The 12,712-nt window shown below is 26.9% G+C and carries 12 protein-coding genes and 1 riboswitch; of the genes, 3 read left to right on the top strand and 9 right to left on the bottom strand.

Features of this window, described 5'->3' with window-relative positions; all coding sequences use genetic code 11:
• Window positions 1-33: 33 nt before the first annotated feature.
• The 4 genes from B3603_RS05365 to B3603_RS05380 form a co-directional block, all read right to left on the bottom strand.
• Window positions 34-873, bottom strand: coding sequence for a YjjW family glycine radical enzyme activase (locus tag B3603_RS05365; RefSeq protein WP_291561659.1), 840 nt, complete (start codon window positions 871-873; stop codon window positions 34-36).
• Complete coding sequence (locus tag B3603_RS05370; protein ID WP_291561661.1) at window positions 866-2,359, bottom strand: YjjI family glycine radical enzyme; 1,494 nt, start codon at window positions 2,357-2,359, stop codon at window positions 866-868. The genes B3603_RS05365 and B3603_RS05370 overlap by 8 nt, the downstream gene beginning before the upstream one ends.
• A 650-nt stretch (window positions 2,360-3,009) precedes the next feature.
• A complete protein-coding gene (locus B3603_RS05375; protein WP_291561664.1) occupies window positions 3,010-3,735 on the bottom strand; it encodes a hypothetical protein in 726 nt (241 codons plus the stop codon).
• 191 nt (window positions 3,736-3,926) lie between these two features.
• Window positions 3,927-4,199, bottom strand: coding sequence for a hypothetical protein (locus B3603_RS05380; RefSeq protein ID WP_291561666.1), 273 nt, complete (start codon window positions 4,197-4,199; stop codon window positions 3,927-3,929).
• A 312-nt stretch (window positions 4,200-4,511) separates the two neighbouring features.
• Between B3603_RS05380 and B3603_RS05385 the strand changes: the two genes are divergently transcribed.
• From B3603_RS05385 to B3603_RS05395, 3 genes are all read left to right on the top strand, one after another.
• Complete coding sequence (locus B3603_RS05385) at window positions 4,512-5,174, top strand: L,D-transpeptidase family protein (protein WP_291561669.1); 663 nt, start codon at window positions 4,512-4,514, stop codon at window positions 5,172-5,174.
• Between the two features lie 344 nt (window positions 5,175-5,518).
• Entirely contained in the window at window positions 5,519-6,010 is a 492-nt protein-coding gene (locus tag B3603_RS05390) for a metallophosphoesterase family protein (RefSeq protein ID WP_291561671.1), read from the top strand.
• Between the two features lie 112 nt (window positions 6,011-6,122).
• A complete protein-coding gene (locus B3603_RS05395) occupies window positions 6,123-6,677 on the top strand; it encodes a biotin transporter BioY (protein WP_291561673.1) in 555 nt (184 codons plus the stop codon).
• A gap of 324 nt (window positions 6,678-7,001) precedes the next feature.
• Here B3603_RS05395 and B3603_RS05400 read toward each other — a convergent pair whose 3' ends face one another.
• The 5 genes from B3603_RS05400 to B3603_RS05420 all read right to left on the bottom strand — a co-directional run bounded on the left by B3603_RS05400 (window position 7,002) and on the right by B3603_RS05420 (window position 12,311).
• Complete coding sequence (locus tag B3603_RS05400) at window positions 7,002-7,994, bottom strand: biotin--[acetyl-CoA-carboxylase] ligase (protein ID WP_291561675.1); 993 nt, start codon at window positions 7,992-7,994, stop codon at window positions 7,002-7,004.
• 26 nt (window positions 7,995-8,020) lie between these two features.
• On the bottom strand, window positions 8,021-8,653 hold the full coding sequence (locus tag B3603_RS05405; protein WP_291561677.1) for an HDIG domain-containing metalloprotein: 633 nt from the start codon (window positions 8,651-8,653) through the stop codon (window positions 8,021-8,023).
• Between the two features lie 303 nt (window positions 8,654-8,956).
• A complete protein-coding gene (locus B3603_RS05410; protein WP_291561680.1) occupies window positions 8,957-9,532 on the bottom strand; it encodes a xanthine phosphoribosyltransferase in 576 nt (191 codons plus the stop codon).
• Window positions 9,533-9,648: 116 nt separating this feature from the next.
• Window positions 9,649-9,750, bottom strand: a riboswitch (purine riboswitch).
• 553 nt (window positions 9,751-10,303) lie between these two features.
• On the bottom strand, window positions 10,304-11,659 hold the full coding sequence (locus B3603_RS05415) for a YjiH family protein (protein WP_291561682.1): 1,356 nt from the start codon (window positions 11,657-11,659) through the stop codon (window positions 10,304-10,306).
• A gap of 394 nt (window positions 11,660-12,053) precedes the next feature.
• Entirely contained in the window at window positions 12,054-12,311 is a 258-nt protein-coding gene (locus tag B3603_RS05420) for a hypothetical protein (protein ID WP_291561684.1), read from the bottom strand.
• Between the last annotated feature and the right edge of the window lie 401 nt (window positions 12,312-12,712).

Here is a 12,712-nt window from a genome sequence, read left to right on the forward strand (position 1 = left end):
AAGCTATGCCTAAAGGAGTTTTTATTGGTTATATTAAACTACCACTACATTTTTTACATTATTTTTTGTTGCTATATTTTTTAATTTCTCCATGTACTCATTAGATGGAGTATAGGATTTAATCAAATCTTCTCTAACACCTAGCGCTCTATACTTTATAAGTTTATAAATTATATTAGGATTTAATTCTGCTATAAGCTTACTTCCCATTTCTACAGTACGTTCATTATTTAAAATTTCTGGTACTACTACTGTTCTTATTTCATAAATTTTATCCATTTTAGCTAATCTATTTATGTTTTCTATAACAGTTTCATTTTTCATGCCAGTAAGATATTTATTTTCATCGCTATCAAAGGCTTTTAAATCTATCATAGTTTTATCAGTAACCTCTAGAAGTTCTAAGTTATTATATATAGGAAGTGAAGCATTAGTATCTAAAAATGTAGTTAATCCTAATTTTTTAACTTCTCTAAAAAGCTCAATTAAAAAATCACTTTGCAATGTACATTCTCCACCAGATACAGTTATTCCAGATATAAAATATTTAGTTTTATTTAATACCTTTAATATATCCTGAGCAGTCATAACGCTAACTTTAGGACTACTATTGTGCTCGCAAACTGCAATACAACTATCACAGTTTACACATTTATCTCTATTATAATTGACTTTTCCATCTATTATAGAAAGAGCACCATATTCACAATAGCTTACGCATTTCCCGCAATTTATACAGCGATTTATTGTTTCAGGATTATGACAATAGAGGCAGTTATAATTACAACCTTGAAGAAATATGGCTGTTCTATTTCCCTCTCCATCTACTGTACTAAAAGGTATTATTTTATTTACTATGGCAGTTTTACTCATTATGTCTTAATTTTCTCTCTAGTACTTTTTGATTCTTAGCTGCTCCATATCCTAGTACAACTGTATCATTTAATACTTGCTGATTTTTTTCTAATCTTTCTATATCTGATTTCTTAACTAAATAACCTGTAATTCTTATAACATCACAGTCTTCACAGTAAACAGATATATATCTAATATTTAATTTAAAAGCTCCTTTTATAACATCAATTATAGCTTTTGGATTTCTCTTAGACATTTCATCAAACTTAAATATATCACCTATTCCTGATGGGAAGAATTTATGGAATGGAGCACTTTGTATTAAATGCTCATAAATTTCTGGTTCTTCACCTATAGGAATTCTACATCCTGGTGCTACGCCTTCATCACTGTCTAATCCTACTTGTGCATGTAAAAGATATTTTCCATCACTTGCTGAGCAGTGTTTATTACTATGATTATCAACTATTTCTTGCATCTTTTCTATTATTTTCATTCCTAAATCATTTGCATAATCAGAATATCCAAATCTATCTTCTTGCTTGTCTGAATTTATAAAGTAGTTAACAGCATTTGCAAGTCCTACCATACCAAACATAGCAGTAAAGTTATCTTTTGATAATAATCCTTCTCTTACTAAGAAACTTGATTCAAAGAAACCACTTTCTTCTACTATAAATCTTACTCTTTCATCCATAAGATCTATCATAAGCTTCATTGCATGAGGTAGTGCATTATTTATAAAATCTTCTGCATCTTTAGCTTTAGGTGCTAATTTAGCAAGATTTAATCTAACTAAAGTGTAACTTCCTCCACCTATTTTTAATCCATTATAACAACTTGCTATACCATAATTTCCAAGGTCTTTTGTGAACATTTCATGATTAGCAAAACTTGGTTTTGCACAAGATAATGCTGTTTGTACAGCTTCTGTCATAAGTTCTTCAGAAGTTTCATCGCTAACCTTTAAAGTTATATTTGGTGTTGAATTTTGAAGTTCTCTTTCTGCTTTTAATATTAATCTTGCTGCTTTTGTATCTACAGGACCAATATTAGCATGGCAGAAAGAATCTGTTACAGTTCTATCAATATGCATTAAAAATAATTTTATTGCATTATACGCTTCTTCTTCATCTTTTATATAAGGTTCTAAAAGAGTGTCAATATTTCCTACATATACAGGGAAAGTTGTTACAGATGGTACATTTTTATATAACATTAATAAGTTATGAGTTGCTTCCCAAATATTTGTAGCTGGTTTTATTCTTAAAAACTCACTTCCATTTTCCATGAATTTTTCATAGTTAGGAACAATATATCTTGGTCTATAAGGAGCATTTCCTTCAGCTAAATCACAAATTATTCCCTCATCCATATACTTTTTAATGTCATCGCTTATATCTAAAATGTTTACACTATTCTCAGCTAATTTAGCTAGAGATATAACCTTCATTCCATAAGTCAGTGTATTATCTTTAATAATTGAAAGTACTTGCTTCTCCATATAATCACTCCATACACTTATTTATTTTTATTATATCTTTATAATTTTAGTATAATTATATTTCTGTGAAATTTCAATAGTAATTCTCCATTAATATTGTTTATTAATTAACAAAAACATAGAATTTCACTTATTTTAATAATATTATACTACAAAATTCGATATTTTTAAACAAATCCTTATTATATTAATATATGGCTATTTTTGCAAAGGCTATCAATAAAATTACTAGCAAAACAACAATTAAAGAAACTAGTTTTAGTAAAACTAATTTCCACTATAATTGTCAATTTTCACTTCTCACTTCTTTATCAATTACTCTTCCCATTAGATATAAAACTGGCGAACAATGTTCGCCCCTACGGTATTATAGATATGAATTATCAAAAATTCCTCCCTTACATAATTGAAAATTCATGATTAGCAATGAAAAAATTTTGAATTACTTTTTCTATTGTTACACAGCACTTTCTTAAAACTAGCAATTGTATTGCTAGTAAAAAAACATATTTAAGAAATTAATTCATAAAGAATTAATTTCCACCACAATTGCCAATTTTCCATTCTCAATTCTCCATTGTCTTAAGTTGTGAATTAAAATATTTAATCCCACAATTGTTAGTTATACATTATTTTTTAAGGTAGTATATCTATTTACGTTTTGAAAAAAGTAACTCTCTTCCGCTTTTACCCACTTCTTCAATTAATCCCATCTTTTTTAAACTATAAGTCATTTTTCTTATCTTATTAATTGGTATGTTTAAATTTAATGATAATTCTTTATTAGTAAACTTTGAAGGTAAATCCTTAGGTAAAAAACTGTAATAATCTTCTTCACTTTTAAATCTATATTTATCTATTATGTCTATTAATAGTTTATCTCCTATACTAACTCCTCTTCTTCGAAAACTTCCTTTGCCATCTTTAATTCTTATTTCCTTTTCTTTAGTGAGTAAAATTTCTATTTCTAAATTTTTTTCTAAAGCTAAATGGGGAATAGATACTAATTCATCAAAAAAATCTATAACTCTTCCCTTTTTAGGAGATTTTCTTTTACTTATAACTTGTCCATCTTCACTTAATAATATAATAGTCTTTTCTGCAGCAATAGGATGAACTAAAACTATCTTATTATTTACAAGTAAATCCTTCAATTTATTTTGTATATTATAAAAATTTTTACTTTGAATTTCATACAGTATATTATCTTTTACTACATCTACTATATATCCCTCAACCATAACTTCCATTCTTCCACATTCACCACAATAAATGTTCTTTAAGCTTCTATGAAGAGATTTTTCCTTTTGAAGACCTATACCATTAATCTCTATATTCTTATGGTTTATTTCATAATTTTTAATATCTACCTTCATACTTGTCCTCCATAAGTACTTTTCTATAAAAATGCTCTATTTCTAAATAGAAATAGAGCATAATCTCGTTTCTTAATTTAATTATATCAAATATAAAAATATATAAATAGCAATTCTTTCGAATCATTTTTTATAACAATGAAAGTAGATATATAAGACAAAAAAGCTACAGCTATACTTTACTGTAACTCCTATTTTTCATTTTTACTATACAACATTGTCAATAAGGCTATAGAAGCTATTATATTTATTATAGGTATCATAAAATATACAGATACTAAAGAAGTAAGAATAGTTTCTAGCTTGCTATCCTTATTATATTCATCCTTATTATCATCACTACTCATCATCATTCTAAGAATTTTATCATAAAATTTTTCGTTATAGTTAATTGCATAAAATATAAGCATAAGTGTTAATATACTAAACATCACTGTTACTAAATAAAAATTTAAAATTAACATTGCTTCTCTCCCCCATGTCTGTGTATAAATCATACCATAAATAATTTCATAGAACAAAGGGCAAATATATAAATAGAATATAATTCCCAATTTTTCAATTTGGAATTTACAATTAGGAATAATTTTAAAAAATTTTACTAAAACTAATCTTTCCTTAAAGATTACCATTTAATCTTTATCTTAATACCAGTAATCAATTCTAAATACTATTCTAATAATGTTTTATTTAAAATAAAAATTTTATTCTAAATAAAAAATGCTTTTCTTCATAGAATATAGTTAAATTACTAAAATTACAGAGGAGTTAAATTTATGAATAAAAAAAATCTTATCCTTATATTAATATTAACGGTTATTATTATTATTCCTAAAAATATATTTGCTTTATCCACAGAAAATTCTAATAAATCTCCTTATGTTATCATAATAGATTTAACTACAAATAAGATGCAAATATTTAAAAATGATGTATTTTTAGAAGAATTTAGCTGCTCAGGAGGAAAATCTTCTACTCCATCACCTATAGGTACATGGAAAATAGTCAATAAAGGAATTTGGGGCGGAGGTTTCGGTGCTAGATGGATGGGACTAAACATTCCTTGGGGAAAATATGGTATACACGGAAATAAAGATGAAGGGTCTATTGGCTGGAACTCTTCTCACGGCTGTATAAGAATGCATAATAAAGATGTAGCTAAAATCTATGGATATATTCCTATTGGTACTACAGTTATAATTCATGATGGTCCGACTAGAGAGCTTAAAGAATTACGTCCTGGTATGATTGGGTCTGATGTATATAAAATGCAAAAAATTTTAAAAGAAAAGGGATACTTTAAAGGATATCTTAGTGGTAAATATGGAGAGGATTTTAAGCATGCAGTACATAACTTTCAAAAAGATAATGGTCTTAAGGTAAATGACTTTATAACCCCTGAGTTTTATAATGCTTTAGGGATTTATCCTTTTGAGTAAAAATATATACATTATCCCATGTTATAAAGGTAACATATTATGCCATTTATAAATAGAATAAACTATGAAGAGTAAATCCCAATAGCTTTGTTTATTTTAAATATTATCGAGATAGACTTATACAACATTTTAATAGTTTTTCTTAAAGTAATATACAAGTTCTAAGAAAGTATTGGAACTTGTATATCTCTTTGAAAGAAATTATTTATTTAAAGTTGCATTCAAATTTAATAACAACAATTAAAAGTTATTATACTCTTTATATTAAAATAAATAATTTATGAATTAAATTTTAGTGTTATTTAGCATAACGTAAACAATTTACATTTAGGTGGAGATAAAGTATGAAAATAGCAGTGATTTCAGATACTCACGTACGCAAACATATGGATAAAATTGAAAAGTTAATAACAAAATCTCTAAAAGATGTTGATTTAGTTATTCATGCTGGAGATTATACTAGTAATAAAGTTATACCCTATATTGAAAAGCATCATAGATTTATTGGTGTCTATGGAAATAATGATAAAGATGAAACTAGGTCTAAGGTAAAAGAAAAACAAATTATAACTTTAGATAAATATAAAATAGGAATATACCATGGACATGGTTCTAAGAAAAATGCCATTGATAATGTGTATGAAATATTTAAGAATGACAGTTTAGACGTAATTATTTTTGGACATAGCCATAAACCTTTTGTTACAACCAAAAATAAGACACTAATAATAAATCCTGGTTCACCTACTAGCAAAAGAAAAGAAAAATATTATTCCTATATAATTTTAGAACTTGTACCTGAAGGTATAGATGTAAATATTAAGTTTTATTCTTAGTATTGTAAACCTATATATTTTTTATTGTTGACTATTTATTTTAAATCTCATAAGATATTATTGTAAACGAATTTTATTTCTATGTTTACAATAATTTCTTAGGAGGACTTTCATGAAAATTAAAACTAAAGACTTTATACTTGTATCATTATTTGCTGCCTTAACTGCAGTAGGTGCTTTTATTTCTATTCCCTTAGGCGCTGTACCTATAACCTTACAACTATTATTCACTCTTTTATCTGGTATTTTACTAGGAGGTAATTTAGGTGCATTATCCCAAATAGTTTATGTAGTTTTAGGACTTGTAGGTCTTCCTATCTTTGCAGGTGGAAAAAGTGGTGTAGGTATAATATTTTCTCCTACCTTCGGATTTTTAATAGGTTATATTATATGTGCATTTGTTGTAGGTACATTTTGTGAAAAATTAATAACAAAAAAGAAAATTTCACTTTTTAATATACTATTGACTTGTATATTAGGAGTAATACTAGTTTATTTATTCGGAGTGCCATATATGTACATCATATTAACTAAGATTAATAAAGTATCTATGACTTTTATAGGGGCATTAAAAGCTGGTTGTTTAGTATTTTTACCTGGTGACTGTTTAAAAATTTTATTTTCCTCATTATTAGCAGTTAAATTAATACCAGCTATAAAAAACTAAACAAAGTCATATAAATTAGAATCTAAGGATAAAAAATTATGGATATTTCTTAATTGTATAAATTATTTATAACTCATACTCTTTAGAATTATTGAATTCACAACTTTTTCAATTCACAATTCACAATGCATAATGCACAATTGTAGACATTTCTCAGCAGAAGCTGAGAAATTTAGAATTGATTTTTTTCTTAAGTAATCTAGTCACTTCTTATAAAAAAACTAGCANNATTAAAATATTTAATGGTGTAGCTACTATATATTTTAATCTTTTAGGTAGCTTATCTATATTAACTAATTACTTTTAAATATAAATAATTATTAATTAAACATATCCATAAAGTCCTCTTACAGATACCTCTCCTGATATTATTTTACCTTTACTTTTATCTTCATACTCTACTAACAATTCTCCATCTTCATCTAAGTCTAAAGCTTTTACAGTAACTGTTTTCATTCCATTGATTACCCTTACTTCTTTACCTAATAGTAAAGAATTTTTTCTACATATATTTACTGTAGATGCTATATTACCATGGTTTTTAAATTCATCATATAAAATTTCAAAATTATTTAAGATCTTACCAAATAGTTCTTTTCTATTTATGTGCTCATTTTTCTCTATTTTTAGAGATGTGGCCATATTTTTTAATTCATCAGAAAAATCTTCTTCATCTAAATTTACATTTAATCCTATACCCATAACAATATAATTGAGTTTATCCATTTCTCCACTCATTTCTGTTAAAATTCCGCAAAGTTTTTTATTGTTTAATACTATATCGTTAGGCCATTTAATTTTAGCATCTATGTTAATTTCTTCCAAAGCCTTATGAACTGCTGCTGCACCTATTAATGTAACCCTTGAGGCCATCATAGGACTTATGTTAGGTTTTAGTATAATACTCATCCATATTCCTGAGCTTTTAGGTGATACCCAACTCCTTCCCAGTCTTCCTCTACCACTAGTTTGCTCTTCACTTACAATAACTGTACCTTCTTCTATACCTTCTATAGCTAAAGACTTTGCTGCTTTATTAGTTGAGTCAATAGTATTATAATGAAGAATATTTCTTCCTATATATTTAGTTTGTAGATATTCTTCTACTTCTTCATACCTTAATATGTCTGGTGAATTGACAAGCTTATATCCTTTTTTAGATATAGAAGTAATTTCATATCNNTATCCCTCTTCCTTTAGAGCATTCATATACTTCCAAATAGCTGCCCTCGTAATTCCGAAATCTTTACTTAAATTTTCTCCAGAGATAAATTGATTTTTATTATCTTTCAATATTTTTAAAATCTTATTTTTCACCTGTACTGACTTCCCTTCTAAAAACTCTAACTATGTTCTAACTTGTACTTTTTACTTAACTCTAAAAACATTTTAACATTATTTTCTTCTTTTTCAATGAGTTCCTTACTATTATTACCTCTACCTAATCTATCACTTATACCCAAAAGTCCAAGTTCATCTATTGATGCCTCTTTTACCATATTTTCCAGGTCGCTAAAAGGCAAATTTTTAACTACAAATAATATATGCATATGATATCTTACTAATATTCTCACTTTTTCTATAAAATCTTTATCTTCACTAAAACAACTCAAAAATTCCTCACACATTTTAGCTCCTACCTTATCATGATCATAGGATGTGATTCTTCCTTTTCTTACTCTAGTAGTAGGAGCCTTTCCTATGTCATGAAGTAATGCAGCCCACATAAAGACCCTTTTGTCTTCACTTTTATTTCTTCTTTTTGCAGCTTCATCTATAACAAGCATAGTATGATTCCATACCGATCCTTCTGGATGATGTTCTTTAGATTGTTCTGTGTGTATCAAATCACTTATCATATTAAAAGGATACTCTTTAGGAAATAACTTATTATTAACTAAATCATTAAAATAACTAGATGGTTTTTCATCTTCTAATAAGTGCTTTTCAAAATTTATAAAAAAATCCCTATTCATAATTATTCTCTCCTTATTTAAAATAGTCTTTTATAGTATTCCCCTGTATTTTTTTATTTTAAGCATATTAAATAAAATAGCTAATTAAAATCCTTACAATATTTTTTGATATCGTAATTAAAGCTATTTAATTTAACCATAATTGTGAATTTTACCTTGTAAATTGGACATAGCTGATGATATAGTGTAACACATTTTGTCATGTATTAATATAATAATACTGTAAGTGCATACCTATAAAAATTCTCCTTATAATTAAAAGCTATGATGACTTCCATCTAAGTCACTCATAGCTTCCTTTTATTATTCATAAAATATTATTGTATTGTTTTTAAAACCTTTTATTCTCGCTAATGATTCTATCTGTATTCCAATATCTTCTATCTTTCTTCTTCCTTCTTGAAATGATTTTTCAATAGCAATACCAACACCAGCTACTTCTCCACTTCCTTGTTTTACTATATCAACAAGTCCTAAAACCGCTTGTCCATTAGCTAAAAAATCGTCTATTATTAAAATTTTATCTCCTTCATTTATAAATTTTTTAGTAACCCTTACTTTATATGATTTTTTCTTTGTGAAAGAATAAACTTCACTTTCATATGTATCCATATCCATATTCACTGCCTCATGTTTTTTTGCAAAAACTACAGGACAATTATTAAAATATTGTGCTACTATGCAGGCTATCCCTATTCCTGATGCCTCTACAGTTAATATTTTATTTATTTCTTTATTTCTAAACCTTTTTTGAAACTCTTTTCCCATTTCATTGAATAATTCTATATCGATTTGATGGTTTAAAAAATTATCAACCTTTATTACATCTTCTCCAATAAGATTTCCTGCGGATAAAATTTTATCTTTTAATAGTTTCATATATCATTCTCCTTTAACAAAAAAATAACCCCTTATTTTCATAGGGGTTATTTTTTATAATTTTTAAATTTAAAAATTATAAAACAAGTTAAAATTATAAATATCATATTTATAACTTCAAGTTTATTAAAACTCATAGTCTGGTAATTTAAGGTTACCAAGTAGAAACATTTAATCCCTATCATTAAACTTATATGAGCCACTAATATTCTTAAAAATATTTTTTACTTATTCTATAAATATTATAGTTAATATATCACAGTTATTTCTAAAGTCAATAGTTATTTTAAATTTTATAAAATTCTTCAAATACCATAAACATATTTCTAATTTATTTTTATACACAAAAATAGATTCTACATTTAAGTATTTTAAATCTCTGAAATGTAAAATAATGCACAATTCACAATTGAGGTTGAAATTAATTCTTACAAATTAATTTCTTTAACTATTTTTTTACTGGCAATTTCATTGCTAGTTTTTTATAAGAAGCGATTATATCATTTTAAAAATAAATCAATTCTAAATTTCTCAGCTTCTGCTGAGAAATATCTACAATAATTGTGAATTATGAATTCAATAGTTTTAATTATAATACTAAAAAGCGCCAATTATTTTCACTTATACGTTAATTTTAAACTGATATATCTATAAATAAATAGACCTCACTAATAGTTATACTATCAGTGAAGTCTGTCAGAAAAGTATAAAAAAATAATCTTACATCCTTGCTAATTATTTTTTAATTCTCTATATAAAATATAATAATTTCTAGAAAATTATATGGGCCACTAAAACAATTACAGGCAAGGTTATTAGGGTACGTTGAATAAATATTATAAACAAATCCTTAATTGAAACTGGAATTTTTGAACCTATTAATAGCCCTCCAACCTCTGACATATATATGAGCTGAGTTACAGAAACAGCAGCTATAACAAATCTGGTTAACTCACTTTCGATGGTACTTCCTATAATTGATGGTAAAAACATATCTGCAAAGCCAACTATAAAGGTTTGGGAAGCTGCCAATGCTTCAGGAACTTGTAATAATTTAAGTAATGGGTAAAATGGCATTCCTAAAAATTTAAATACAGGAGTGAATTCAGCTACAATTAATGCCAATGTTCCAATTGCCATAACAATCGGAATAACTCCTAGCCACATATCTAAAACATTTTTTATACCTTCTAATAAGAACTCTTTAATACTTGTATTCTTTTCTGCTCTTTCAAGAGCTTGATGAAATCCCCACTTGGTTCTAGTAAACCCCTCTGGAATTATTTCTCCAGCATCTTTAGGTTCAACATAATAGGTATCTTCTTTTCTTGATAATGGCGGCATTCGTGGAACTATAATTGCTGCAATAACTCCTGCTAAACAAATTGTTAAATAATAGGGAACAAAATATTGCTCTAGCTGTACTGTCTGAAGCACAACAAGGCTAAAGGTAATTGAAACTGCTGAGAAGGTAGTACCTATTACTGCCGCTTCACGTTTTGTATAATATCCCTCTTCATATTGTTTACTTGTTAATAAAACTCCTATTGTTCCATCACCGAGCCAAGAAGTGATACAATCTATTGAAGATCGACCTGGTAATTTAAATATAGGTCTCATAACTTTAGTTAATAATGCTCCAAAAAACTCTAATAGTCCGAAGTTTAAAAGTAGTGGTAAAAGCATCCCTGCAAAAAGAAAAACTGCAAATAAAACTGGCAGTAAACTTGTTAAGAGCATTCCCCCTGTAGCATCTGACCATATCCATTCAGGTCCCACTTGAAATAATGCTAAGATTACAAATAACATGCCAAAAATTCTTGCACATAACCATAATGGAGTTATATTAAATAATGAGTCCAAATACTTATTTTCTGTTATAAATTTTGGCTTTACTATTTTAGTAACTATAGCACATATAGCACTAATACATATTATTACTGCTGTAATTGTTGGTAAACTTTCTTCTAGAATATTAATTATTGATTTAGATAATAATGCAACTGGGATTGTAATCTCGCCATTAAAAGGAATTGGTATCATAAATAATACCACACCTATTAATGAAGGAATAATAAATCGCAATACTCTTGATGTTGCTTGAGGTTTTTCCTTTAAATTAGTCATATCTGCCTCCTTATTTTTTCAGAATATTCAATCCATTTTATATAATAATAATACATAAATTACCAATAACCAACCCTTATTCTTTAATTTATTTTTTATGTTTTTATGAATTAATCTGCAAAAGTTTATAGAGATGTTACATTTGATAAAGTTTATTATTAAAGCAACTGTAATATTATGCAAACTTATCTGATAATTATTCATAACATATAAATAATATGGTATAACTATGAATTAAGGGCATACCACCCAAAGTACACCCTACTTAAACCTACATTTAAAATAATATTCATACCGTCTTTTTTATTTTATAATAATAGTACTCTTCTATAAAATAAAAAATTTATATAAACATATTCTTTTCCCTATTAACTTATTATTTACAATTGTGTAATTATATTTTAAATAATATCCACTTACAACTGTTTAGGTCATATTTAATTTCATAAATCTTTTCCTTATTATTAATAATACTTTGGCACCTAAATATGATCATTAAATTTCCTGCTAGTTTCTCTTTTTCCTTGCATATGATTTTATTTATTTTTACTACTTCTGTAGTTTCATCTACAATTCTAAATTTTACAGGATGTATTTCCCCGTCACTATCAAACCATGCAACCATATCAATAGGTTGTGCTACCACCTTCATCTAAAACTCTCCTTATAAATTATTTTTTGAAGATGCCTTAATATATAGCTATACCAGCTCTAAAATTAATATATGTGAAAATAATTGGTATTTCTTAGCATTATAGTTGAAACTATTGAATTCACAGTTCACAGTTCACAATTCACAATTTCGGATATTTCTCAGTGGTAACTGAGAAATTTAGAATTAATTAGCCGTAGCGGCGAACAGTGTTCGCCATATATTATTGAATAAATATTAAACTATAAAACGTATTAAAAAGAACTAGCGAACACTGTTCGCATCTACAATAAAACACTAGCGAATGTAGCCTCTCCATAGTATTAGTTAAATTTATTAGTATTGTTCCGAGCTATACTGCACCTCAGGGGAACCCTAAAGGGCTTCACTACTGTTCCCCA

This window comes from Clostridium sp. UBA2485 (assembly GCF_002341865.1).
In the GTDB taxonomy this organism is placed as follows: Bacteria; Bacillota; Clostridia; order Clostridiales; family Clostridiaceae; genus Clostridium_J.